General features: G+C 43.0%; 31 protein-coding genes and 1 riboswitch. Of the genes, 21 read left to right on the forward strand and 10 right to left on the reverse strand.

Annotation, left to right across the window (positions count from 1 at the left end; translation table 11 throughout):
• Positions 1-51 precede the first annotated feature (51 nt).
• The 3 genes from HII16_RS01625 to HII16_RS01635 all read left to right on the forward strand — a co-directional run bounded on the left by HII16_RS01625 (position 52) and on the right by HII16_RS01635 (position 2209).
• Positions 52-219 carry a DUF3545 family protein gene (locus tag HII16_RS01625; RefSeq protein WP_169126879.1) on the forward strand — a complete coding sequence of 56 codons (168 nt, stop codon included), beginning with the start codon at positions 52-54 and terminating at the stop codon, positions 217-219.
• Positions 220-369: 150 nt separating this feature from the next.
• Positions 370-1020 carry a hemolysin III family protein gene (locus tag HII16_RS01630; protein ID WP_169126881.1) on the forward strand — a complete coding sequence of 217 codons (651 nt, stop codon included), beginning with the start codon at positions 370-372 and terminating at the stop codon, positions 1018-1020.
• 109 nt (positions 1021-1129) lie between these two features.
• Positions 1130-2209, forward strand: coding sequence for a ketoacyl-ACP synthase III (locus HII16_RS01635; RefSeq protein ID WP_169126883.1), 1080 nt, complete (start codon positions 1130-1132; stop codon positions 2207-2209).
• Between the two features lie 69 nt (positions 2210-2278).
• Here HII16_RS01635 and HII16_RS01640 read toward each other — a convergent pair whose 3' ends face one another.
• The 3 genes from HII16_RS01640 to HII16_RS01650 are packed head-to-tail and all read right to left on the reverse strand — an operon-like array spanning position 2279 to position 6433.
• Positions 2279-3286, reverse strand: coding sequence for an ABC transporter permease (locus HII16_RS01640; RefSeq protein WP_169126885.1), 1008 nt, complete (start codon positions 3284-3286; stop codon positions 2279-2281).
• Positions 3279-4172: an ABC transporter ATP-binding protein gene (locus HII16_RS01645; protein WP_169126887.1), complete on the reverse strand. Its 894-nt coding sequence runs from the start codon at positions 4170-4172 to the stop codon at positions 3279-3281. Before HII16_RS01645 ends, HII16_RS01640 begins: the two co-directional genes overlap by 8 nt.
• Positions 4172-6433 (reverse strand): GNAT family N-acetyltransferase, encoded by a 2262-nt coding sequence (locus tag HII16_RS01650; RefSeq protein ID WP_169126889.1) that lies wholly within the window; start codon positions 6431-6433, stop codon positions 4172-4174. Before HII16_RS01650 ends, HII16_RS01645 begins: the two co-directional genes overlap by 1 nt.
• A gap of 221 nt (positions 6434-6654) precedes the next feature.
• Here HII16_RS01650 and napE point away from each other — a divergent pair, with 221 nt between their 5' ends.
• From napE to HII16_RS01680, 6 genes are read left to right on the forward strand one after another with little or no spacing between them, the layout of a single operon-like run.
• Positions 6655-6819, forward strand: coding sequence for a periplasmic nitrate reductase, NapE protein (gene napE / locus HII16_RS01655; protein WP_135437876.1), 165 nt, complete (start codon positions 6655-6657; stop codon positions 6817-6819).
• The gene (gene napF / locus HII16_RS01660; RefSeq protein WP_169126891.1) at positions 6820-7335 is read left to right on the forward strand and encodes a ferredoxin-type protein NapF; all 516 of its coding nucleotides are present in this window, start codon (positions 6820-6822) and stop codon (positions 7333-7335) included. It begins immediately after the preceding gene.
• A complete protein-coding gene (locus HII16_RS01665; RefSeq protein ID WP_169126893.1) occupies positions 7328-7579 on the forward strand; it encodes a chaperone NapD in 252 nt (83 codons plus the stop codon). Before napF ends, HII16_RS01665 begins: the two co-directional genes overlap by 8 nt.
• Before the next feature lie 9 nt (positions 7580-7588).
• Complete coding sequence (napA, locus tag HII16_RS01670; RefSeq protein WP_169126895.1) at positions 7589-10084, forward strand: nitrate reductase catalytic subunit NapA; 2496 nt, start codon at positions 7589-7591, stop codon at positions 10082-10084.
• A gap of 9 nt (positions 10085-10093) precedes the next feature.
• The gene (locus HII16_RS01675) at positions 10094-10585 is read left to right on the forward strand and encodes a nitrate reductase cytochrome c-type subunit (RefSeq protein ID WP_169126897.1); all 492 of its coding nucleotides are present in this window, start codon (positions 10094-10096) and stop codon (positions 10583-10585) included.
• A gap of 9 nt (positions 10586-10594) precedes the next feature.
• Positions 10595-11182: a cytochrome c3 family protein gene (locus tag HII16_RS01680; RefSeq protein ID WP_135437881.1), complete on the forward strand. Its 588-nt coding sequence runs from the start codon at positions 10595-10597 to the stop codon at positions 11180-11182.
• A gap of 300 nt (positions 11183-11482) precedes the next feature.
• Here the strand turns inward: HII16_RS01680 and HII16_RS01685 are convergent, their stop codons facing one another.
• Both HII16_RS01685 and glp read right to left on the reverse strand, forming a co-directional pair.
• On the reverse strand, positions 11483-12019 hold the full coding sequence (locus HII16_RS01685; RefSeq protein WP_169127267.1) for a hypothetical protein: 537 nt from the start codon (positions 12017-12019) through the stop codon (positions 11483-11485).
• Between the two features lie 125 nt (positions 12020-12144).
• On the reverse strand, positions 12145-13386 hold the full coding sequence (gene glp, locus HII16_RS01690; protein ID WP_169126899.1) for a gephyrin-like molybdotransferase Glp: 1242 nt from the start codon (positions 13384-13386) through the stop codon (positions 12145-12147).
• A gap of 226 nt (positions 13387-13612) precedes the next feature.
• Between glp and HII16_RS01695 the strand changes: the two genes are divergently transcribed.
• The 10 genes from HII16_RS01695 to modC all read left to right on the forward strand — a co-directional run bounded on the left by HII16_RS01695 (position 13613) and on the right by modC (position 21161).
• The gene (locus HII16_RS01695) at positions 13613-14818 is read left to right on the forward strand and encodes an alginate export family protein (protein WP_135437883.1); all 1206 of its coding nucleotides are present in this window, start codon (positions 13613-13615) and stop codon (positions 14816-14818) included.
• A 182-nt stretch (positions 14819-15000) separates the two neighbouring features.
• Positions 15001-15159, forward strand: a riboswitch (molybdenum cofactor riboswitch).
• On the forward strand, positions 15146-16117 hold the full coding sequence (gene moaA, locus HII16_RS01700) for a GTP 3',8-cyclase MoaA (protein ID WP_169126901.1): 972 nt from the start codon (positions 15146-15148) through the stop codon (positions 16115-16117). Its footprint overlaps the riboswitch before it by 14 nt.
• A 38-nt stretch (positions 16118-16155) precedes the next feature.
• Complete coding sequence (locus tag HII16_RS01705; RefSeq protein WP_169126903.1) at positions 16156-16755, forward strand: molybdenum cofactor guanylyltransferase; 600 nt, start codon at positions 16156-16158, stop codon at positions 16753-16755.
• Between the two features lie 22 nt (positions 16756-16777).
• Positions 16778-17317 (forward strand): molybdenum cofactor biosynthesis protein B, encoded by a 540-nt coding sequence (moaB, locus tag HII16_RS01710; protein ID WP_169126905.1) that lies wholly within the window; start codon positions 16778-16780, stop codon positions 17315-17317.
• Between the two features lie 2 nt (positions 17318-17319).
• Positions 17320-17799, forward strand: coding sequence for a cyclic pyranopterin monophosphate synthase MoaC (gene moaC, locus HII16_RS01715; protein WP_169126907.1), 480 nt, complete (start codon positions 17320-17322; stop codon positions 17797-17799).
• A gap of 6 nt (positions 17800-17805) precedes the next feature.
• Positions 17806-18066, forward strand: coding sequence for a molybdopterin converting factor subunit 1 (moaD, locus tag HII16_RS01720; protein ID WP_248289468.1), 261 nt, complete (start codon positions 17806-17808; stop codon positions 18064-18066).
• 1 nt (position 18067) lies between these two features.
• The gene (gene moaE, locus HII16_RS01725) at positions 18068-18523 is read left to right on the forward strand and encodes a molybdopterin synthase catalytic subunit MoaE (RefSeq protein ID WP_169126909.1); all 456 of its coding nucleotides are present in this window, start codon (positions 18068-18070) and stop codon (positions 18521-18523) included.
• Entirely contained in the window at positions 18517-19359 is an 843-nt protein-coding gene (gene modA / locus HII16_RS01730) for a molybdate ABC transporter substrate-binding protein (protein ID WP_169126911.1), read from the forward strand. Before moaE ends, modA begins: the two co-directional genes overlap by 7 nt.
• Positions 19360-19374: 15 nt before the next feature.
• Positions 19375-20064: a molybdate ABC transporter permease subunit gene (modB, locus tag HII16_RS01735; RefSeq protein WP_169126920.1), complete on the forward strand. Its 690-nt coding sequence runs from the start codon at positions 19375-19377 to the stop codon at positions 20062-20064.
• Entirely contained in the window at positions 20064-21161 is a 1098-nt protein-coding gene (modC, locus tag HII16_RS01740; RefSeq protein ID WP_169126922.1) for a molybdenum ABC transporter ATP-binding protein, read from the forward strand. The genes modB and modC overlap by 1 nt, the downstream gene beginning before the upstream one ends.
• A gap of 70 nt (positions 21162-21231) precedes the next feature.
• Here modC and rmf read toward each other — a convergent pair whose 3' ends face one another.
• Both rmf and HII16_RS01750 read right to left on the reverse strand, forming a co-directional pair.
• Positions 21232-21405, reverse strand: coding sequence for a ribosome modulation factor (gene rmf, locus HII16_RS01745; RefSeq protein ID WP_135437892.1), 174 nt, complete (start codon positions 21403-21405; stop codon positions 21232-21234).
• 381 nt (positions 21406-21786) lie between these two features.
• Complete coding sequence (locus tag HII16_RS01750) at positions 21787-21999, reverse strand: DUF3820 family protein (RefSeq protein WP_169126924.1); 213 nt, start codon at positions 21997-21999, stop codon at positions 21787-21789.
• 90 nt (positions 22000-22089) lie between these two features.
• Here HII16_RS01750 and msrA point away from each other — a divergent pair, with 90 nt between their 5' ends.
• Positions 22090-22632, forward strand: coding sequence for a peptide-methionine (S)-S-oxide reductase MsrA (msrA, locus tag HII16_RS01755; protein WP_169126926.1), 543 nt, complete (start codon positions 22090-22092; stop codon positions 22630-22632).
• 132 nt (positions 22633-22764) lie between these two features.
• Here msrA and HII16_RS01760 read toward each other — a convergent pair whose 3' ends face one another.
• From HII16_RS01760 to HII16_RS01770, 3 genes are all read right to left on the reverse strand, one after another.
• Positions 22765-23613, reverse strand: coding sequence for a tetratricopeptide repeat protein (locus tag HII16_RS01760; RefSeq protein WP_169126928.1), 849 nt, complete (start codon positions 23611-23613; stop codon positions 22765-22767).
• Between the two features lie 86 nt (positions 23614-23699).
• The gene (locus HII16_RS01765) at positions 23700-24200 is read right to left on the reverse strand and encodes an LURP-one-related family protein (protein WP_169126930.1); all 501 of its coding nucleotides are present in this window, start codon (positions 24198-24200) and stop codon (positions 23700-23702) included.
• A gap of 97 nt (positions 24201-24297) precedes the next feature.
• The gene (locus tag HII16_RS01770; RefSeq protein WP_211183361.1) at positions 24298-24627 is read right to left on the reverse strand and encodes a hypothetical protein; all 330 of its coding nucleotides are present in this window, start codon (positions 24625-24627) and stop codon (positions 24298-24300) included.
• A 71-nt stretch (positions 24628-24698) separates the two neighbouring features.
• Here HII16_RS01770 and HII16_RS01775 point away from each other — a divergent pair, with 71 nt between their 5' ends.
• Entirely contained in the window at positions 24699-25040 is a 342-nt protein-coding gene (locus tag HII16_RS01775; protein WP_169126932.1) for a DUF2750 domain-containing protein, read from the forward strand.
• The last annotated feature ends 17 nt before the right edge of the window (positions 25041-25057 follow it).

The following is a 25057-nucleotide window of genomic DNA, read 5'->3' on the forward strand; positions in this document are numbered from 1 at the left end:
CGACGAGTTCATTCTCGCTGGCAATAAAAATAAAAAATAAGGAGCTTTGTCATGGATCCAATTGATAGCATCATGGAAGTCATTGAAGGTAAATCGAAGTCAAAAAGCAAACAAAAGCGTAAATGGCGTGAGATTGAGCAACTTAGAGAAAAAATGGAGCTGGAAAAAGAAATTGATTTTTACAACGGCTCTCTGGAACATCTACTTGAAGAGTCCTGATAAATAGAATGCGCTATATTCCAAGAGATTAAAAAACCTGTTTCGATAACAGGTTTTTTTATATTTGAATTTTACGCAGCAACTGGTCATACTTGTTGCTCAAGCCTACACATTAAGGCGTTTACCGATTTAGCAACAAAATGGCGTAACATGAACAGCAAAACAGATTCGAATACTAACCCTGCTTATTCATTGGCAGAAGAATTAGTAAATGCCATTACCCACGGCATAGGCGCTCTTTTAAGTGTTGCCGCACTTACTTTAATGATTATGGTTGCTAATGATGCGGTGCAGATGACCAGTGCCATTGTTTACGGCAGTTCGATGGTTATTTTATTTCTCGCTTCCACCTTGTATCACGCCATTGCACATACGCAAATTAAACAAGTATTAAAGCTACTTGACCACTGTGCCATTTATTTATTAATTGCCGGTACCTATACGCCATTTATGTTGATCAGTTTAAAAGGTGCTTGGGGCTATTCGCTCTTGTCGGTAGTATGGACGTTAGCCATCGTTGGCATCAGCTTCAAACTTATATTCAAACAACGATTTCCTAAAGTGTCGTTGTTAACATACCTAGCCATGGGCTGGTTGGTCGTTATCGCCGCACCACAAATGTTAGCTAACGTTGCTGTCGGTGGTTTGATATTGCTGGCCAGTGGTGGCGCAGCCTACACTTTAGGCGCGGTATTTTACGCATTTAGAAAAATTCCTTTCAATCACGCCATATGGCACGTCTTTGTACTTGCTGGCAGCATCTGTCATTTTCTCGCTATCTATCTCTATGTCATTGAATAATAGATAAATAGCCAGGTTGATTGAACAATGAACACCACCATTTACAATGTAAAACAGTCCGTTTTACATTATATTAATTAGCGAAACTTAGAGTATCTCAGGATTGACTATGCAGTACGCAGAAATTACCGGCTGGGGCAAATACACGCCACCAAGTATTTTAACCAATGATGACCTCGCGACATTCATGGATACCAATGACGAGTGGATTTCGACTCGTACCGGTATTAGAAACCGCCGTATATCACATATTAATACCGCTGAAATGTCGACTCTAGCTGCAAAACAAGCGTTAGCGCGAGCCGGACTCCAAGCCGATGATATCGATATGATCGTCGTTGCCACCTGTACTCCGGATTTGCTGGTACCGAATACAGCCTCTAGAGTGCAACAGTTATTAGGCACCAATCAGGCAGCTTGCTACGACGTCAGTGCAGCCTGCTCGGGTTTTATTTATGCCTTGCAATCAGCAACAGCACAAATTCGTATGGGCATGGTCAAACGCGCTTTGGTGATCGGTGCAGAACGCATGACCTGGTTTATCAATTGGGCGAAACGCGATACCGCGGTATTATTTGGTGATGGTTCCGGTGCGGTCGTGCTAGAAGCGACAGATCAGCCACTGGGCATGTTAGAGTCTAAAATTGGTTGTGACTCATCCGCTAGGGATATCCTAAAAGTCAGCAATTTCGGTACCGACATGGATCGCTATGTAAGCCCACCGAGCGCATTGGATATTGACTTTGAAGGACCTGAAATTTTCAAACGCGCAGTACGTGGTATGGGCCGAGCAACAGAAGCTGTGCTCAGCAACGCTAAATTAGCCGTCGATGATATCGACGTTTTAATTCCACACCAAGCCAATGCCCGTATCATTGAAACCTTACAACAAAAGCTGAAAGTTGATGATGATAAGGTGATGATCAACATTAATAAGTACGGTAATACATCAGCGGCAACCATCCCTCTGGCACTGTGCGAAGCCGTTGAACAAGGCATGGTAAAACCGGGAGCTAATATCATGTCTGCTGCCTTTGGTGCCGGCTTAACCTGGGCTGCAACCTACATCAAATGGGGTGAACGCGTTACCCCGATAAACGATTATCAGCAAGAACAACAGCACTGTGAGCAAACTGCGATGCAGTTAATTGCAGTGGCCAAAGAGCATTGTCTCAAAGGGCAGCAATAGCCTTTAATTGTCAGTGTTAAATAAAAAACGCCTGCTAAGCAGGCGTTTTTTATCCGCCGTGGCGGGGGTTTACCTATCAGCATCCCAACTAAATAGGCGCGAGCTCAATAACAAGCAAATCAGGGTAAAGCTTAACAACCAGATTATCGAATAACCGACATCATTAAGTGTTGCGCCTTCGGTAATAATACGCCGACCGGCCCCCACTAAATGCGTCAATGGTAAAATATCGGCAACGGTTTTAACCCAATCAGGTGCGCCTTCTAAAGAAAACCAAACCCCAGATAATAGCATCATTGGCCAGGTCGCCATGTTTAACAAACCGCCAACCAACTCCTCAGATTTACTGCGCGTTGCAATCAACAGACCCATACTAATAAGGCTTACTGCGCCAATAACAGCAATTAAAAACAAGTCGAGGTAACTACCAAGCATGATAAAATCGAAAATCCAGTTACAACCAATGTAAACCACCGCTGCCATAAACAACACAATAAATAATCGCGACAACAGTTGTGCACCGACAAATTCAAGCGCCGATAATGGCGTTGCCTTTAATCGCTTAAGCACCGAATTTTTTCGATAGCGAACAATGACATAACCAACACCAAACAAACAAGAAAACATCATGTTCATGGCAAAAATCCCCGGCAATACCCAATCGATATAGCGAATTGGCTCACCACGGGTAACCTGGCGTTGATAATTTAAACTGTCGGCAAGAAATATTTTTTCCACCATATAGCTCTTGGGTGAATTTTCGTTTACCCAATAGGCTTTACCCGCATCATTAACAATCAAGTCTATTTCGTGTTGATCGAGTTTGATCATTGCTTTATCAATGTGTTGATAATCGATAAAATCAATAAATCGAGTCTGTAAAAATGGGTGGCTCGATTCAGCTTTGGCCATGACACCAACCTTGTATACCGCGCGGCCATCACCAGAAAAAGCGATAGAAAAAATCACCAGTAACAACACCGGAAAAGCAATGTTCCAAGCCAACGACGACCGGTCGCGAAAAAACTCCAAATTACGGGCCTTAAATACTGCCCATAGCCTTGACCACTTAATCATATTCGCCTCCAAGGCTATGGCCTGTGAGTTTTAAAAATAAATCATCGAGGTTGGCCGACTTTATGTGCAAGCCCGTAAGTGGGATAGCTAAAGCCAACAATTGTGATACCGTTTTTTCAACGTCGGTGGACTTTATCTCAACCCGATTATCGCGAATCTGCCACTGATTTACGTCGATAATTTCAGTGCTAACATTATCTAAAGGCAAGTACATAAACACTTGTTGGAAATGCCTATTGAGCAGCGCTTGCGGTGCCCCTTGCTCTATGATTTTACCTTGATCCATAATCGCTATTTGATCGCATAATTGCTCAGCCTCATCCATGTAATGAGTGGTTAAAATCACCGTTTTACCTTGCCCTTTAATGCGCTTTATTAGCTGCCAAAACTGCCGTCTCGAATGCGGATCTAGACCGGTTGTTGGTTCATCAAGAAAGACTATTTTTGGATCATTAATCAGTGCTAGCGCCAATAGCAAGCGTTGTCGTTGACCACCAGACAGTAAGCGACTGTCTCTGTCGATAAACTCATTGAGCTGACAGAGCTCTAATAGCTCTTCAATGGCTAAGTGCTGTTCATAAAAACTGGCAAACAAATTTAATGTTTCACGAACCGTTAAAAAATCCTGTAACGCTGTGTGTTGAAACTGAATACCAATAAGCTCATTAAACGGTTTATCGCTATCACTGTTAATCACCACATCGCCAGAATCTGCGGTCAATATACCTTCCATAATTTCAATGGTGGTGGTTTTTCCCGCGCCATTTGGGCCAAGTAAACCAAAGCACATGCCTTGTTCAACGTTAAAATTAATACCATCGACCGCTTTAACCTGACCGTAGTGTTTAATCAGATTATTTACCGTCAGTATGTTATGTTTCGCCATTACAACTCATCTTCATGTCGTTTTCTCGCTATCATCTCGTCTGGCGCTGACTCATCGAGAGAATCAACGTGTAAGTACAAGCTACGTATCACCTGTTGCAGCTTTTTGTATGCGGCTTTTTTACCAGTCAGTCCTATCTGTTCGGCAATATCTGAGAAACTGCGCCGTTGCCAGAGTTTACCCATCAACAATGCTTTGTCTTGGTCACTAATTACAGTGATTTTATCGCTATGGATATCAGCAAAATTGGTCTTTAACCAACGCGACAAACTGGCGGCGCAACTAGAATAAACCATAGCACCAACGACAAATTTAGCGACGATTTGATTATCACGACTCGGCGATATATCAACAGAGGAATGGGGTCGCTTGTTGACCAAAATTTGCGATGTCAGCTCGCTTGCTAAAGCGCTAAACTCTTCTGCCAAATAATAGTGAAAGTTTATATAAAACTCGCTACTAATTTGTGCAGCAAATTCCTCGCTACGCTTATTCAATGCCTGCAGAACCATGGCAGAATGTTCACCACTGGCTTTGTCTCGGCTAAAGCCCAAGCGAGCCATGGAAAAACCAGCGTTTTGCCAAAACTTCAGCAATGGCGCATTAACGCCAAAACTTGAACATAAAAAATCAAAGCTTTGGTTCCGGCTGTAATCAAGGCATTTGCCCAGCAGATTCGCGCCAATACCTCGATTTTGCCAACACGGCAGTACCGCAATGCGAACAATACGTAAATAACGGTATTCGAATGCTTGTTCGAAACCACCATGCGCCAACAAAGATTGCGGTAATAAATGCCCCTTCGGTCGACGCTTGCCTAGTTTGATTTGCCTAATTAGCGCATCATCAAGCTCGCCTTCAGCCAACATCAAACTGACACCGCACACCAAGTTATCGGCTTTTACCACCAATAAATGAACGTGTTCATCATCGAGCAAAAGTTTTAAATCGCTGGGTTTGGTTTGATAGTGTGCGCACACCAACAAAGAGAATATCTGACTCAACAGCTCATCATCTTGATACAACTGTTTGGCTTGATAATGGTGGTAAGTTAATTCAGTAAAATCGTCTGCTACCTCTGGCAATGTCGCCGCCAATAGAAAGCTATCAAAGCTGAACCTTTCCAACATGTCGTCGTCACGCCAACGAATCGGTTGCTGCATATGCAAATGACGATGTTGCGGTTTTTGCTGTCGCAATAGCGCCATAAATTTTTGACTAAACCCCCTACCTGCGCCTTCATAACCATGTATGGTTGAAGCAAACACGATACGATGATAATCCGCCAGTAGCTGCACAAGTAGAGGCACTGGGATCCCTGCAGCCTCATCCACTAACACCATTGCGGCGGACACTTTTTGCCTAAGCAACACATCGACAGGAATAAATTCAATGCGGCTATCACCATATTCAATACCGTGTTGCTTTTGTCTAGCATCAGGTAAATGCTGCTTAAGCTGTTGATAAAATATTTGCAAACTGTCTGGATGAGGTGCGGTTACAACAATGTGTTTATCGCCCTTGGTTAATATCTTGGCAGCCGCGATGGCTAATGCGGTGGATTTACCGCGACCTCGATCGGCGCTGATCACTAACGGTCTATCTCGATGTCCAAGCAGTACCTGCTCAATGGTATTGACGGCGTCGACTTGCTCTTCGGTTTTACAACTAAAGGGCAACTTAACCGGCGCTGCTTTAGAGGTATTAGACGCTAGTGTTGTATGACAATTAGTCCGCAGCTTATCGATATCTAGGGCTTGATGCTGTTCTATCACGTCGATCTCAGAGAACCTTGCCGAAATAGCCAGCATTCTCTTTAAAAACAGGCTATTACTAACTTGTTCAGCAGACAAAAAGACAACGCTCAATGCGCCTTTAACTAAGGTTCCTGTTAACGCAGCAAACGCATCCACATGAAACGATGCGGTTAATGACGATTCTGTATTGGACATATCTTGGCAAGCGCTTATGCCGCCACCGTTAAACCATAAATAGCCATATTCACGACCCAGTTGGTGGCGATAGCTTTTACTGTCCACATTGTTATTTTGTTTTTGATTTTGTTTGTTGTTTTGCTTAGTGGTTTGGCTGTCATTTTCAGGCGCGGTTAAATTAAAACGTAAAACCTGTTCGGAGTTGACTAAGTCATCAACAATCGCCAACGTTTGTCGCAACCAAACCTGCTCACCGACACAAATCAACACACCACGCTGTTCGCTGGTTTTTAGATTTATTATTTTTTCGGCGATATATCGTTGCACAGTGATAATCCTAAGCCATTATCAAATAAAGAATATTTTGCATTCTAGCAAACCCACAGAGCATTTAGAATTTTTCATATTTTATTGGTCTATAAGTGGCTAACTTTTTTCGGTGAACTAAACTAATTAGATGATCAAGATCAAGTTTTAAGCAACTTGTTTACATTTCAACCAGATAACCGTTTACAATTGCTTAACAATTTAAACAACTGAGCAGCGCTATGACTGAACATATCGATATTGAAAATCAGAAGAAAGATGAGCGTAATACCTTTATCTTTTTGGCGGTTTTTCTAGCACCGATTTTATCTGTCGCCATCGTAGGTGGCTTGGGTTTTGCGATTTGGATAAGCCAAATAATTTTTGGTCCTCCAGGGGTAAGCTAGATGACACAACCAAGTCGCGTTGCCGATGTTTCGCGGCGCAATTTTTTGCGTGGCCGGCAATGGATTAAACAACCCAAACTCAGGCTTCCCTGGGTTATTAATGAAAAAGTCTTTCTCGATGGTTGCACTCAGTGCGGCGACTGTCTTTCTGCGTGCCCTGAAAACATTCTTGTGAAAAGTGACGATGGGTTCGTATCGGTAGATTTCAATTTAGGTGAGTGCACCTTTTGTGAAAAGTGTGTTGACGTCTGTGAGCAACCATTATTCAAAAATACCGATGAGCAGGCTTGGTCTGCTCACCTCAATATAAAAGACAACTGTCTGGCCAGTAACCAGATCTATTGTCAAAGCTGTAAGGATGTCTGCGACACCAGAGCGATAGAGTTTCACTATAAAAGCTCGATACCGACACCCAGCATCAATCAATCTCAGTGCACCAGTTGTGGTGCGTGTGTAAATGCATGCCCCAGCCAATCGCTGGAGTTAATCGCGGTCTCGGAGGTAAGTGATGAGTGAGACACAAGAATACCATATTGCGAGCTTTATCAGTCAAATTGACGTCTCGCAAAAAGACGCAGCAATGCAATCCATTGCCGACACACCCGGCGCCGAAATTCATGCAAGTAATGAACAAGGCAAAGTGGTTTTTACCCTTGAGGCCGATAATCAAGGTGTGATAGGGCAACGCGCCGATCAACTCAAACTGGCACCGGGTATGCTTACCCTATCGCCGGTTTACCATCAGTATATTGAAGAATAGGGAGCGACCATGAAACTCAATCGTCGTGAATTTATTAAAGCAAATGCGGTAGCCGTTGCTGCTGCTACGGCCGGTATCGCGGTTCCAGCCAGTGCCTCTAATTTAATCACCAGTTCAGACTTAACCAAGTTAAAGTGGGACAAAGCGCCTTGTCGTTTCTGTGGCACGGGTTGTAGTGTCAACGTCGCCACTATGGATGGTAAGGTCGTTGCCACTCATGGTGATATTAAATCACCGGTGAATAAAGGCCTTAACTGTGTAAAAGGTTACTTCCTGTCTAAAATCATGTACGGCAAAGACCGTTTGACTCAGCCTTTGCTGAGAATGAAAAATGGCAAGTACGACAAAAATGGTGATTTTACCCCTATCGAATGGGATCAAGCCTTCGATATTATGGCGGAAAAAGCCAAAGCAGCGCTGAAGAAAAATGGCGAGAACGGTGTCGGTATGTTCGGCTCTGGGCAATGGACAATTATGGAAGGTTACGCCGCTGCAAAATTGTATAAGGCAGGTTTCCGCTCCAACAACATTGACCCGAATGCCCGTCACTGTATGGCATCTGCGGTTGTTGGCTTTATGCGTACCTTTGGTATTGATGAGCCGATGGGTTGTTATGATGATATTGAAAACGCCGATGCCTTCGTTCTGTGGGGCTCAAATATGGCGGAAATGCACCCTATCCTTTGGACTCGAGTGACCGACCGTCGTTTAAGTGCACCGCATGTTAAAGTCGCTGTACTGTCTACTTTTGAGCATCGCAGTTTTGAACTTGCAGATAATGGCATGGTGTTTGTTCCACAAACTGACTTAGCGATTCTTAACTATATCGCCCATTACATTATTGAAACCGATCGAGTAAACAAGGACTTTGTTAATAAACATACCAATTTTAAAATTGGTAATGCGGATATCGGTTACGGCTTACGTCCAGAGCATCCGCTAGAGAAAAAAGCAAAAAATGCCACAAAAGCTGGTGGCTCAAAACCAATTACGTTTGACGAATATGCTAAGTTCGTTAGCAAGTATACTGCCGAGTATGTATCGAAGTTATCAGGTGTCTCTGTCGACAAGCTAAAAGAATTAGCTGAGATGTATGCTGATCCAAATACCAAGGTTACTTCGTTTTGGACTATGGGCTTCAATCAACATACCCGTGGTGTTTGGGCAAATAACCTGGTTTACAACATTCATTTATTAACCGGTAAGATTTCCACTCCGGGTAATAGTCCGTTTTCACTGACCGGCCAACCATCGGCGTGTGGTACGGCACGTGAAGTTGGTACCTTCGCACATCGATTGCCAGCAGATATGGTTGTAAATAACCCTGATCATCGTAAAAAAGCCGAGAAACTTTGGAAACTGCCTCCGGGCACCATCAACCCTAAACTGGGTTATCATGCGGTATTGCAAAACCGTATGCTTAAAGATGGTAAAACCAACTTTTATTGGGTTCAGGTAAACAACAACATGCAAGCGGCAGCGAACATGAATGAGGAAGGTTACCCTGGCTATCGAAACCCAGACAACTTTATTGTGGTGTCAGACCCATACCCAACAGTAACTGCGCAAGCAGCGGATTTGATACTACCAACGGCAATGTGGGTAGAAAAAGAAGGTGGCTATGGTAATGCCGAGCGCCGTACCCAATTGTGGTATCAACAAGTACCACCACCTGAAGGAGCGCATTCCGACTTATGGCAGCTAGTCGAGTTTTCCAAACGCTTTAAAGTGGAAGAGGTTTGGCCGGCAGATTTGATTGCCAAGCAACCTGAGGTGAAAGGTAAAACGCTATTTGACGTATTGTTTGCTAATGGTCAAGTGGATAAATTTAAACTGGATGAGATCCCGGACGACCGACTTAATGACGAAGCACGGTACTTTGGCTTTTACCTGCAAAAAGGCTTATTTGAAGAGTATGCGTCATTTGGCCGTGGTAAGGCTCATGATCTAGCACCGTTTGAGAGATACCATGAGGAGCGCGGGTTGCGTTGGCCTGTGGTTAACGGCAAAGAGACCTTGTGGCGTTTCAAAGAAGGCAGTGACCCATACGTTGAAGCGGGTACTGACTTCCAATTTTATGGTCACAAAGACGGTAAAGCCATTATCTTCGCCCTACCGTACGAGCCACCAGCGGAAGTACCTGATGGTGAGTTTGATTTATGGTTATCAACAGGACGAGTACTCGAGCATTGGCATTCAGGCTCGATGACCCAACGTGTTCCTGAGCTCTACAAGGCCGTACCAGATGCCGTGGTATATATGCATCCAGAAGATGCGCAAAAACGCGGGTTCCGTCGTGGCGACTTGGTTAAAATCGTGTCTCGACGTGGTGAAGTGCAAACACGAGTTGAAACCCGAGGTCGTAATAAACCGCCAGTTGGTTTGGTATTCATGCCGTGGTTTGATGCAAGTCGTTTGGTCAACAAGGTTACCTTGGATGCCACCGATCCGATGTCAAAAGAAACCGACTTTAAAAAATGCGCAGTTCGCATCGAGAAAGCTTAAGGAGGCAGTATGAACCGTTCAAAACTCACCTTCACCGGCTTAGGTTGCGTATTGGCTTTTCTAGCCTTATTTGCAACCGCCAATGAAATAGCAACGTTGCGAGACGCAACCGCCATTGACACTCAACAAGAGCCTGAGGTTATTCCTAAGGTTAACAACGATGATGTCAGACGCAGTCGTGCCTATCCGATGCAGCCGCCATTAATACCGCACAAAATTGACAACTATCAGGTCGATCTTAATGTCAATAAGTGTATGTCCTGTCATTCAAGAAACAGGACAGAAGATTCACAAGCGCCTATGGTTAGCGTAACCCACTACATGGACAGAGACGGCAATTTTCTTGCAGAAATTTCACCAAGACGTTATTTCTGTAATCAATGCCACGTGGTTCAATACGACACAAAAGCGCTGGTAGAAAATCAGTTTGTTGATATGAACAAACTGATACAGGCAAAACAATTAGAAAGTAGTAAAAAAGACGGCGACACAAATGACTAAGGATGTGCTATGAAAGATACTATTATGCGTATTTGGCACACTCTCAAGCGTCCGAGTGTGCATTACAGTCTAGGTACTTTAGTAATAGGTGGATTTGTTGCTGGCATTATATTCTGGGGTGGTTTTAATACCGCGTTAGAAGTCACCAATACAGAGGAATTCTGTACCGGTTGCCATGAAATGAGTGACAATGTCTATCAAGAACTAAAACCGACCATTCATTTTACCAATCGTTCTGGTGTTCGGGCAACGTGTCCTGATTGCCATGTGCCGCATAACTGGACAGATAAAATTGCCCGAAAAATGCAAGCATCTAAAGAGGTTTGGGGTAAGATTTTCGGTACCATAAGTACCCGTGAAAAGTTTCTTGCTAAGCGGCGAGAACTTGCCGAACATGAGTGGGCTCGACTCAAAGCCAATGATTCATTGGAATGTCGAAACTGTCACAACTTCGATTACATGGACTTTACCGCTCAAAGCAGCCGAGCGTCTGACCAACATTCGACCTCATTAGCAAGTGGCGAGAAAACCTGTATTGATTGTCATAAAGGCATTGCTCACGAGCTGCCTGATATGCAAGGTGTCGAAGGATTTTAGTACCGACTTTATTGATCATGTGGTTTAGTATCCCGCTATAAGGCTAATGTATATAAAACTTAGATACATAAATTTTAGATACATAAAGCTTCGATACATAAAGCTCAGGTACGTAAAGCAAGAGTCTATGACGTAAAAGTAAATGTTTGATAAAACGCAAAACGCCAGAGATAATCTGGCGTTTTTTATGTCTGATTTTATGCTTGTTTATGCCGTTTTCTTGTGCTGTTTTGCTAGTCCTGCTTTAGTTGCTCATTTTAACAACGTTAGCGGCTTAACTAGGCAACTAAAGATACCCTATCACTTAAAAATGACTTTCTTGTTAGAACGGGTATAACTTCTCGATTCCGAAGGTGTCCATTCATCATTTTTAAAATATGCGGTGCTGACCGTTAATTTGTCCTTTTCAAGCACACTGGTTGAGCGTACTTTGGTAATACCGTCCTCATTACCTGTTACGTCCTCATAGGCAATAAAACTGTTATCACTGACAATTTCAATGTAGCCCTGAGTATAAAAATCAGCGGTGGTAAAATAATAAAATACCACTTTTTGCTTTTCTTTATCCCAAAAGATCAATGACTCACCACCATATACGCCATCATTAATGGAGTGCAGGGTACGGATTGCTTTACCATTTAATGCTCGCTCCCAATGAGCGACATCAACCACACTAGGTTTACCATCTACAGATTCAAATACCGCCTCCCAGTTACCAAGATATTTGCCAAACAAAGTTAACTTTTCATCAAGTTGTTGTTCTTGCTCTTGCGCTTGCGCTTGCGTAACAGGGGTTATCGTTAACAATAAAAAGACGCTGGTAATTAGATATTTCATCATATTGTTTTCTCTTCTCGTTTAGGCTCAGCATTGGTTGTTTTGGCTGCTTATGGTGAATCGTTGTCAATGCCTAAGCCAGTATATTAACCTTAAGTTTGGCAAATTATGAAAAACTTTCAATATCAGCAGCTTAACAAGGAATCGAATGGCTCCACCCAAACCTTTTCACCGGCACATACCCGCCCTTGTTGGCGTGATAAGATTATGAAGCAATTGGCGTTGGAAATACTTGATAATATGCCCGAGCCTTGTGAGCCGGTGCTATCAACAACAATGGAGCCATCATCGTTTACCATCCAAACAGCCCGCTGAAATTCCATGCGACCTGGTGACTTTTTTAGATCATGTAAACAGGTGGCTAAAAACTTAGCACGTTGACGTTGTGGCTTACCTTGCATTTTTTCAATGCCAGCCAAAGCCAGTTGATACAAGGTAATCGTCGCCGATACGGGATTGCCCGGCAAACCAAAAAAGACACTGTCAGATAAGCGTCCAAACGCTAATGGTTTACCTGGTTTCATGGCGATTTTCCAAAAATCTATCTGTCCGAGTTCTTCTAATATATCTTTAGTGTAATCTGCTTCGCCAACGGACACACCACCGCTTGAAATTACGATATCGGCCATCTGATCAGCCTGTAAAAATGCTTGGCGCAAGGCGTCTTTATCATCGGGGACAATGCCAAAATCAATCACCTCGACCGCTAATTTGTTAAGCATTGCTTTTAGGACAAACCGATTTGTTTCATAAATATCGCCATCTTTGAGCTCACTACCGGGTGTTTTTAGCTCATCGCCCGTGGCGATTAACGCCACCTTTAGCGGACGGTACACGCTTACACTGGCAACACCGATTGACGCTAATAAGCCAATATCTGCAGGGCCTAAGCAATGTCCAGAGTCGAATATTTGACTGCCATGGGCTATGTCCTCACCAGCTAGGCGCACGTTACGCCCTTTCGCTGGTAACGTATCAATGCGCAGTTTGCCATTATCGTGCTGCGTATGCTCTTGCATAACCACAGTATCGCAATCGGCAGGCATTTTACCGCCGGTCATTATACGTACACATTGGCCAAAGCCGACATCCCCATTAAATGGTTCGCCAGCAAAAGAGCGGCCGATTACATCAAGCTCTACGGCGCTGTTTAAATCCTTGTGCCAAGCGAAGGCATAACCATCCATGGCTGAATTATTGTGAGGCGGTACAGCCATATTCGCCAACACCGGTTTAGCCATCACTCGACTTGCTGCTTGCTCTATTGCGATGTCTTCAATCTCAATGACGGGCTTAACAATATCAAGCAACATGTTTTTGGCTTGTTCAAATTCCAGTAGTCCTGGAACCGCACATGAATCACTCATTATATCTACAACCTTTATAAAACGCGTTTATATCTTCTGTTATCTACTCTATTGAAGATTAGCAACATTACAACCCCTTTGTTAATCAGGTGTTACATTAATGTTGCCACTACATTGATCAAAATCAACTAAACTTAGTGTGCGATGCAATAGAATCAACAGCGACAAAACAAATAATAACGATTTATTGCAAATTAATAAGCCCAATAGTCCGAGGAAACTGCTTATGAAATATCAAAAGCTTTTACCACTGAGTGCCGCTGTACTTGGCCTTAGCACAAGTTTTTATGCCAATGCTGATTTAGGCGACAAAATCAGCAAAGCCGTTAAAGACAGTAAAGTTGATGTAAACTTAAGATATCGAGTCGAGTCGGTCGATGAAGACGGCAAAGATGAGGATGCGCTTGCATCTACGTTAAAAAGTAGGCTCACCGTGACCACAGGTAAATTTGCCAATTTTTCGGCCAAAGTCGAAGTAGATGATGTCACGAACATTGGCGATGACGCCTTTAACTCAACCGTCAATGGCAAAACCGACTACCCTGTCGTCGCCGATCCAGACGGCAGTGAAATCAATCAAGCCTTTGTGCAATACAGTAATAAAATACTTACCGTCAGTGGTGGTCGTCAGCGTATCGTACTTGATGATCAACGTTTTGTTGGTGGTGTTGCTTGGCGTCAAAATGAACAAACCTTTGACGGTTACCGAGTACAATTCAGCCCTTTTAAACGCTTAAAACTTGATGGCAGTTATGTTTACAACGTAAACCGAATATTTGGCGAAGATAGTGCCAATTCCGATTACCATGGCGATATCTACTTACTTAATGCTAAGTTCAATTTCAATAAAAAACATAGTATTACGGGGTACAACTACTACCTTGATTTTGACAACGCTGCAACAGCGTCAAGCAACACCATAGGTGCTTTGTATCAAGGGCAAGTCGATATCGGTGGCCTTGGCTTGATGTTAAAGTTTGCTGCGGCAACCCAAGAAGATGAAGGTGACAATCCAAACAACTATGAAGCGGATTATTATCTCGCACAAGTGGCTGCCAAACTTGGCAGCTTTACCGTCACCCTAGGTCAAGAATCGTTAGGCAGCGATAATGGCGTTGGCTTTAGTACACCATTAGCGACATTGCACGCGTTTCAAGGTTTTACCGATAAGTTCTTAAATACACCTGCTGATGGTGTGGTAGATACTTATATCAAGGCATCGACCAAGTTTGCAGGTTTTGGTTTGGCTGCCGGTTACCACATTCTTGAAGCCGATTCAGGCAATGACGAATATGGCGATGAAATTAATTTCACAGCCTCTTATGGCATTAATAAGCACTATTCAGTGTTGGTTAAAGCGGCACAATATAATGCCGATGACTTATCAACGGACACCACCAAACTTTGGTTGATGTTGAGCGCCGCTTATTAGTCGCAACTGAATCAAAACTCAGCCAATAATTGATCGGTACTGAGTTACAAGATTCAAATTAATACGGCCAATGAATTTTTAATTGGCCGTTTTTTATAAGCTAACTTATCGTTTCGCAAGGCATTTTTGTGCATCATAATTTGGTGTATTTTGCGATTTGGTGTTAACCTTAAGTGACACATGTAATACAAGCACGCCGAGCCTTGCACGCTAACCCTGACTATCAGGTATGGGTGTCTGGCCGCAGCCAAGCATGATATTTCGTTATGTTTTCGCTGCCAGGGTCAAAAGGGAAACCGATTGGCCTCCCGACTTTGGAAAGGTGAAATGTTAAAAGACGTATTTGGCCGCAGATTTTATTATCTGAGGCTATCCATAACCGATGTATGCAACTTTCGTTGCGAGTATTGTTTGCCTGATGGTTATCAGTGTGAGCATGATCGCCAATTCCTGACCCTTGATGAAATCTCTCGAGTCGCTCGTGGCTTTGCCCGTTTAGGTACAGAAAAAATCCGCATAACCGGCGGTGAACCCGCGTTGCGCAAAGATTTACCGCAAGCAATAGAGCTGTGTAAACAAACATCTGGTATTAAAACTGTGGCGTTGACCACCAATGGCTTTAATATGCAAAGCCAATATCGACACTGGATGGATGCCGGCCTAGATGCCTTGAATGTCTCTATTGATTCATTTGACCCACGCCAATTCGCCGCGATTACGGGCAAAGATAAGCTCGACAGTATTTTGTCAGCCATAGATAATGCCTTGTGCGATGGCTTTCAACAAATCAAAATCAATACGGTTTTAATGCGCGAGTACAATGGTCACGATTTACAGCAGTTTTTTCGTTATGTTAAAGACAAGCCAATCAGCTTACGCTTTATCGAATTAATGCAAACCGGCGATAATCGCGATTTTTATAATGCCCAACATGTCAGTGGTCAACACATCAAGAATCAACTGTTAGTCAATGGTTGGATACCGCAAGTCCGCACTAAAACAGCGGGCCCTGCGGAAGTATATCAACACAGTGATTATCAAGGTTCAATCGGCCTTATCATGCCATATGACAAAGATTTTTGTGCAACCTGCAACCGACTTCGCGTGTCCAGTTTAGGTAATTTACATTTATGTTTATTTAGCGAACAAGGGTTACCTATTCGTCAATACCTACAAACTGATGACACCCGTGAATTTGAACAAAACTTAGTAGCACTCTTGCAGGATAAAAAAATAAGTCACTTACTGCATGACGGTTTTACCGGTGCGACCAAGCATCTGTCTATGCTGGGCGGTTAGTAGCAAAAGCGAGTAAATTAGGATGGAAGTTTAATAGCATGGAATTTCAATACGAATGCCTTGGTGTCGTCCTTGCTGGCGGTCAATCACAGCGCATGGGGCAAAATAAAGCCTTATTAAACCTTGAAGATAGTACGCTAAAACAACGCAGCGTTAATCTATTACAACAATGCGGCGTCGACAAAGTCGTGGTATCCGGCGCAAACAGCGGCGGAGCGCCTGATTTGATCAGCAACGCCGGCCCGCTTGGCGGAATTTATTCGATCATCAACACCTATCGACCAGCAACCATATTGGTATTGCCCGTCGATATGCCAATGATGGACGCCAAGCATTTGCAACAACTACGAATTAAAGGTGCATTGGCCAACAAGATCAGTTATTTCAATGAAAGCGCACTACCGGCGTACATCCCCGTTAGCGCACCATTTATTGACTTTCTCAATGATAGCTTCGTCCGCAGCCAGTTTAAAGCGAACAGTAAAGCGCCCTCATTAAGACAAGCATTTTCAAAAGTCAGCAGTCAATCTATCGCGCTACAAGATAGCAAGCTATTGTTTAACACCAATACGCCACAAGAGTTTGAGCAGGCAAAAAAAATGCTTGGTAAATCCGCCTTTTCTAGACCAATAGAATAAAACAAGAACAAGGACAAAGCGTATGTCTTCTCATGCGAGCGAAAAATTTACAGCACTTAACATTGCCGTTTTAACGGTATCAGATACCCGTAATGAACAAACCGACACCTCGGGCAAAGCCTTAGTCGACAGGTTAGAGCGCGCCGGTCACACATTGGCCGCTAAAACCATCGTCAAAGATGATGTATATCAACTCAGAGCCGCGGTTTCGAACTGGATAGCCGATGATAATATCCACGTTATTATCTCAACAGGTGGCACAGGCTTTAGTCAACGAGACAATACCCCCGAAGCGATAAGTGTGTTATTTGATAAAGCCGTTGAAGGCTTTGGCGAGCTGTTTCGCTATATCTCATATAAAGAAATTGGCACCTCGACCATTCAATCAAGAGCCTTTGCTGGCATGGCTAATAAAACCGTCATTTTTTGTGTACCAGGTTCAACCAACGCATGTAAAACCGCATGGGACAAAATCATAGCGGAACAATTGGATGCAGAGCATAAACCTTGTAATTTTGCACCGCATTTAAATTTGTCTGATGCGTGTCAAACGCGAGGTTAACCATGGCAGAGCTAAGTCATTTAAATAAGCAAGGCGAAGCCAACATGGTCGATGTTAGTGCTAAGCCTATCAGTGCTCGTGAAGCGCGAGCAGAAGCGTATATCAGTATGAGCGAACAAACGTTACAACTGATCAGTAAAGGTGAGCACCGCAAAGGCGATGTGTTTGCTGTAGCTCGAATTGCCGGTATTCAAGCAGCAAAGAAATGCAGTGATTTGATCCCTTTATGCCATCCTTTGATGTTGTCCAAAGTACAAGTCGATTTTCAAATCCTTTCTGAAACCAATCAAGTACGGATCGAAACCATGTGCCGCCTAAGTGGCCAAACAGGCGTAGAAATGGAAGCACTTACCGCTGCCAGTGTTGCTGCTCTGACCTTATTTGATATGTGTAAAGCGGTTGATCCTGCTATGGTGATCGATGGCACTCGGGTTTTAGAAAAGCAAGGCGGCAAAACCGGCCATTGGCAAGCTCAGCCTTAGGAGAAGATGATGATCATTGATGTGTTATTTTTTGCCGCAGTAAGAGAATCATTAGATTGCCCACAACTGCAACTCGAGCTAGGTGATGAACAACAAACCTTGCTGCAAATAAAGCAACAATTGGCGCAACGTGGCGAGGCTTGGCAGAAAGTATTTAATGACCGTAATTTAATGCAAGCGGTTAATCAGGTAATGGTGAATGACGACAGTCTGGTCATAAATAGCGGTGATACCTTGGCTTTCTTTCCACCGGTCACTGGTGGCTAGTATGGCTAATATCATTATTAAAGTGCAACAACAAGACTTTGATTTCGCCTCAGAAGTTGATACTTTAGAGGCGCATAACCAGAGCGATGGCGCACTGGTTACTTTTGTCGGTCGAGTCCGCAACAACAATGATGGTGAACAAATCAGTCAATTGACCTTGGAGCATTATCCTGGCATGACAGAACAATGTTTGCAGCACATAGCCGAGCAAGCGTGCCAGCGTTGGCAGCTAGGTCGCATTACCATCATTCATCGAGTTGGCGACTTAGCGGTAGGTGAGAAAATTGTTTTTGTTGGCGTCACCAGCAAACACCGAAAAGATGCCTACCAAGGCAACGAATTTATAATGGATTATCTCAAAGTAAACGCGCCATTCTGGAAAAAAGAAAACACATCCCGCGGTGAACGCTGGGTAAGTGCCAAACATTCAGATAATCAAGAGGCTAATAAATGGTAACCATTAGGTTATTGTTATTGTGTATCGCAACTTTTGCTAGTACCCACAGTATCGCTTTCAACAACGACACACTCAGAGTGGCGAGCTCCGCCAATTTTGCCAAACCCGTAGAAACATTGTTGGCCGAATTTGCCAAACAATATCCACATCGACCAATGATCTCTGTCGCATCGACTGGCGTGCTGTATCAACAGCTGCGCCATGGTGCACCGTTTGATATATTTTTCGCTGCTGACATTCGTCGCCCGCAATTATTAGAGCAGCAAGGCCTGATTGAAGAGCATCATCGACAAACATACGCAATAGGCCAAATAGCGCTTTGGTCTAATACCCAAAAAGGACCTATTAGTTTAGCCGATTTACAAGATTACAAAGGCCGAATCGCCATGGCGGCGCCCCATCTTGCCCCCTATGGTAATGCCGCCAAACAAGTGCTGGTTAAGCGAAACTTATGGCGATACTTTCATCAACAGTTAATAACTGGCAACAACATTAATCAAACCTATCAGCAGACACTGACAGGCGCCGTCGACTATGGATTTATCTCTTACTCGCAACTACTCACATCGACCCAAGGTCATGGGGTATTGATCGACAACAGCCTGCATACGCCATTAGAACAACAGGTTGTGGTGTTAAAAAATGCTGCCAACCTCGAATTGGCGCGTAAGTTTTATCAATATGTGCTGTCAGAACAAGGCCAGCAAATTATTGCCGATTTTGGTTATCTAACGGCTGACAAGGCCACCGATGCAGCACCTGTTAGCGATCAAGCTGATTCGTTACCACCGAGTAACGTCACAAAACCAGCAACACAAACTAGAAAAACACAATAAAAGGTCGAGCTTGGTTTGGATTATTACAATGAATGGCTAGCCCTGGCCACAACCCTAAAATTGGCAGCAATAACCACCATTATATTGGTAATTATTGGTACGCCATTGGCATGGTGGTTGGCACAAATGCAGTCACGTTTCAAGGTGATATTAGAAGCATTAGTCGCCCTACCATTAGTCTTACCACCAACGGTGTTAGGCTTTTATCTGCTCTTACTATTTTCGCCTAATTACGCCAGCGGTTCTTTTTTACAATCCCTTACGGGCTCGTCATTGGCATTTTCTTTTACCGGTATTGTCATTGGCTCAATCATTTATTCTCTGCCGTTTGTGGTGCAACCATTACAAAAAGCTTTTGAACAGTTAGGTGATACTCATATTGAAGCGGCCATTATGCTCGGTGCAGGCCCTTTAGACAGGTTTTTTAATATTGTCGTGCCAATGACCAAAGCAACCTTTATCACCGCTGCTAGCCTCGGTTTCGCCCATACAATCGGAGAATTTGGTGTGGTGTTAATGATAGGTGGCAATATTGAAGGCGAAACACGGGTTTTATCCATCGCCCTATTTGATCAGGTCGAAGCGATGAATTACCAGACGGCGCATTATTTAGCCGGCGGGTTATTAGTTGGTTCACTGCTATTACTGGCGTTTATCTATCTGTTAAATTACCGTGCTGAACGCAAGATTAAGGTGGCCAACTAATGTTAGCTATTGATATATCGCTCAGCTATCCAGGCTTTAAGCTCGATTTTGCCCAGCACATCAAGGTTGATGGCATAACCGGTATTTTAGGTCATTCTGGCTCCGGTAAAACCAGCTTATTACGCATAATATCGGGCCTTAATGATGACGCAGATGGGCAGATAACTTTTTCTGATCAAGTCATTCAAGATGACTCGACATTTATCGCCGCCGACAAAAGGCAGATTGGCTTTGTGTTTCAAGACGCCCGCTTGTTTCCACATCTAAATGTCGAACAAAACCTGGCATTTGCGTTAAAGCGCAGCCGTAATAAAGGCTTATCGCTGGCAACAATCAGTAAACTGACCAAAATTGACGCCTTATTAACACGCAGTGTCGATAAACTGTCTGCAGGAGAGAAGCAACGTGTTGCCTTAGCCAGAGCTCTGTTGAGTGCCCCTAAACTCTTGCTTTTAGATGAACCGTTAAGCTCGCTCGATAACAAGAGTCGTGGGGAAATGATCACCTTGTTAAAAGACATCCACCAGCAATTGTCTTTACCCATGTTATATGTCAGTCATAGCGTGGCTGAGATCCAACAATTGGCGGATGACGTGTTGGTCATGGAACAAGGCAAAGTTATTCAAATGGGCCATGTGCATCAAGTTATTAATCAACTTGATCAATCAATTGCTTCATCATTTAGCCAGCAAACATCGTTGTCACTTAAAGTTCAGCAACATTTAATAAACTTTGGTTTAACGCAATTGGCATTAATTGATAACAACAGCCATGATCAACAGGGCCGAAAACAGCACATCAATCTATTTAGCAATGTTATCAATCAGCCGTTAGGCAGCTTTACCCGTGCCTATGTCATGGCAAGTGACATATCGATTACGTTAGACAAATCTGAGAACAGTTCGATTAACAATATTATTGCCGGTAACATTAGTGAAATTCGTCGCCTGAGTCGAAACCTTGCGCTGGTTTATGTCGACGTATTGAGCAACCGATTTGCGGTAAATATTTCACGCTACTCGGTCGAAAAGTTGAATTTGCAGATTGGTTCAGAGGTTTATATTCAATTTAAAGCCTCGGCGATAAGGCATTTATAAATCATTGTCGACAGACAAATAAAAATGCCCTCAATAGAGGGCATTTTTATTTGAATTCGTTACCTTAGTTTTACTTGAATAATCCCAAATTTCGATCGTTAATCGCTTCACGCCAGCCGCCTAGCCATTGCATTTTTGCTTCTTCCGTTTGATAAGGACAATTATCTCTTTGTTTCCCGGCAAGGCCTGCCTGGTAGCCATTAGAATGAGCTCGTTCTAGACGATCACGCTTCTGTCTTTTCATAAATGATTCCTCTATTATTTGAAGATCAGCGGTTACAGGGACACCGCTTGGAAGTGGTCGAAATTACTGCGTCGACATAACTAATATAGACGTATTTAAAACTCCGACGCAAGCCCTTTTATGTAATCAAAGACACGCAAAATGTTGTCATTGAGTACAATAATTTATGATTTTTTGTTGATATTTATTGATTATTCACCAGTTTTAATTGCACTAAAGCCTTAAAAACGTCATTTATCTGTAATAAAAACATCATGTTAAATTGATAGGGTGAAATGTTTTAGCGAAGACTTTCAACCTCAGCACGCCAAGACTCATCATAAAAAACTATTAAAAATATGGTTTTACATCTAAAAATATCTACAAAAGCACCTATATAGATTAATCTTTAAGCAATGGCATTAACATCGACTCTAAGCCGTTAACTTTAACTTCATGAATAAGCGCCAATTGTTGGCCAAGTTTGCCGTTAGGAAAACCTTTACCGTTAAACCAAACCAAATAAGGCTCAGGTAATAACAAAAGTTTACGACCTGCGTACTTGCCAAACGGCATTGTCGTATTAATCGCCTCAAGTAAAGTTTGTTGATTCATATAATCTATAGAGTTAAACGCAAAAGGAATGCGCTAATATAAAGGTTTCATCGTATGATTAATATAACAGCATTAATTTAAGAGACACAAATGACCACGGTTTTAACGAAAGCCTATCTTGCAGGCGGTTGCTTTTGGTGTATTGAAGCACCATTGATTCGACTTAAAGGTGTACACCATGCCATCTCGGGTTACATGGGTGGGCATGTTACCAACCCAAGTTATCGTGACATTTGCTCAGGGCGTTCTGGCCACGCGGAAGTCGTAGAAATTTCCTATGACCCGAGCATCATAGGTTTTGAAGAGTTATTGCAGGTATTTTTTACCGTTCACGATCCAACGCAACTCAATCGCCAAGGTAACGATGTTGGTAGTCAATATCGCTCCGCTATATTCCCTATTGATAACGAGCAACAGGCAATGGCGGAAAAGATGATTAAGGAACTCGACAACAATGGTTTTTTTAACAGCAGCATTGTTACCACTGTCGAACCGTTACAAACGTTTTACCCAGCTGAGAATGCACATCAAAGCTATTTTGATAACAACCCATATCAGCCTTACTGCCAGATAATTATCGCCCCTAAGTTACAAAAATTAGCGCACCTGTTTAGTGACAAACTAAAACCCTAAGTTGATACAATAAGCGGTCAACATAAGCTTTTAATATAAGTTTTTATATAAATCGCGACCATAAAAAACCCTCTAACCGTAACAGCAGAGGGTTTATAAAATAGGTGCTAAATCTGCAGCGACGATAAACCGCTAGTACATCATCGCAAAGAGTTTGCGACGATAGGTTGTCGCCAATTTGTCGCCTTCGGCAAGTCCGGCGATGACATCTAGCATTAATTTTTTACTGTCGGCATCACTTGAGTCCGCGAGTAATAAGCTATAAAGCAATTGCAATGCTTCTTCTTGGCGATTCACTTGAGAATATTGTACTGCCAATTCACGCTTTATCTCGACGTTATCTGGTTGCTCCAGCATCTTTTTCTCCAGTGCTTGAATTTCCGGTGAATTACCGGCTTTTTCAGCCAATTCAAGTTTTGATAGCAATGATTGATAGTAAGAATCTTGATCAACCATTAGAACACTTTCAAGCAATGCTTTGGCTTGTTCTAGCTTACCAACTTGAATAGAAACATCAGCGAACGCTTTAGTAATATCCGCACGCTTTTGATCCAACGCTTTGGCTTGGGTCAAGGCCGATAGCGCCTCGCCTAATTGCCCTTGTTCAAGTGCCTGCAAGCCATTTGCCAATAATGTATCTTCTGGCTTAGGTAAAAACTTGGCAAGAAACTCATCAAGTTGTTGTTCTGTCTGAGTACCGGCAATGCCATCGACTGGCTGGCCTTGCTTTACCATAACCGCCGTAGGTAAAGACTGAATACCAAACTGTTGTGCAATCGCTTGTTGAGTTGCACAATCAACGGTAGCCAAGGTAATAAATTGTTCAAAACCCGTTAACTTGCGAGCTAACATATCTCTTAGCTCAATACTTTCCGGCATCTGTTCGGCAAAAAAGTCGACCAATACCAATTTTTTTTGTGATTCTTCTAACACCACTTGCTGAAAATTCTCTGGGGTCAGAGCAACGGTTGCTTGTGTCATATGTGTTCTCGTTAAATTAACTCTTATCTATAAAATGTGGGTATACCAGGCAAATTACAAGGGACGCTGAATCAATCGCGTATTTGTTAACCATCATCGCCGGTGTGATGAATCGCATCGATAACAATCACAATTGCCAGGGCGATAGCGCTAAAGTCATCGTTTTCTACTTCAAGACCATAACAATCCGTCATCGAAAACCAACTTTTACTAACTTGCGCCAATTGCTGCTCTTTCTTTTGCTGCAGCTCCGTAAATTGATATTCGTGGCTGAGGAAATTCCCCATGATAGTCACTTCTCGATCTTCAAAGTCGGCAACAAAACGTGACTTAAACAGCGGCGTGAACATTTTTCTCACGCGTATGTTTAGTCCGTCATTGAAGGTGATAAAAAATGTTGGCCGAAATGCCATTAGCTTTTGCTTAATCTGAGCTAATTCTCGATCTTGCGTATCAAACAAGGTAAAACGTTTGCCAATCGAGAAAAGCTTACCGCTAACTTGGTAAGCGACTTGCTCATTTTCATCGGTTACCTTGAAGTTTTCGGCAAGGGAAAACAGCTTTTGTTGTAATTGAAATCTTTTCATATCAAATTATCATCGACCACTATTATTATTGGGGCTATCGTCATTAAGGCTTTAGTTATTAAAGTTATGGATATCACTCACGCTAAGGTTGGTTATCTCACTGGCTAAGTATTTCATCGATGTAGGCACACCATTTTTCACTACCGCGCGCCGGAATGCCTTGCTTACCGCGAATCCCCAGTTTAAATTCAACCACAGACATCCATTCATCCGAGCCAACATCTGGGCCATGGCCTTGGCCATCACCGCTGCTGATGATTTTATCGACCTGCAGATACCAGCTTGGTGTGCACAACAGCGCGGGTTGTGCTTGTTGTGCAGGTTGTGTTGGCTGGCAAGCACTCGATAATAAAACCAGCAAAAACAACAGCACCATCAAGCCTAGTGAATTGCCACCATTACGAGAAAACTTTTGCATTAATAACATAGCGCTAAAGTAATTGTTTAAGTTTTTTATTACAATATGGGTAACCATAGCAAATAACGATCTGGACAACCATGACTGAACAAGACCTGGATACCTACTTAGATACTATTAACGAAGAACAACGTCTTTATGCCTTAACAACCAGTGAGGGTGATTGGGTCGTATGTGACTCGGATCAGGACTTCAACGATGTAATGCCTTTATGGGCGGATGCTGAACAAGCAAAAAGCTTTTGTGTCGAACAATGGCAGGATTATCAAGTAGGCGAAATTTCGCTTGAGCAATTTCTTGAAGAATGGGTTGGCGATCTTAATGAAGACAATGTCGGTATTGGCATTAACTGGCGTCTCGACCAAGTTGGTTTAGAACTCAACGCCATCGATTTCGCCAAGCTGTTAGTCAAGGCGCTTTAGTTAAGGCTCAGCTGTCA

The sequence above is a fragment of the Thalassotalea sp. Y01 genome, assembly GCF_012932945.1.
Classification (GTDB): domain Bacteria; phylum Pseudomonadota; class Gammaproteobacteria; order Enterobacterales; family Alteromonadaceae; genus Thalassotalea_A.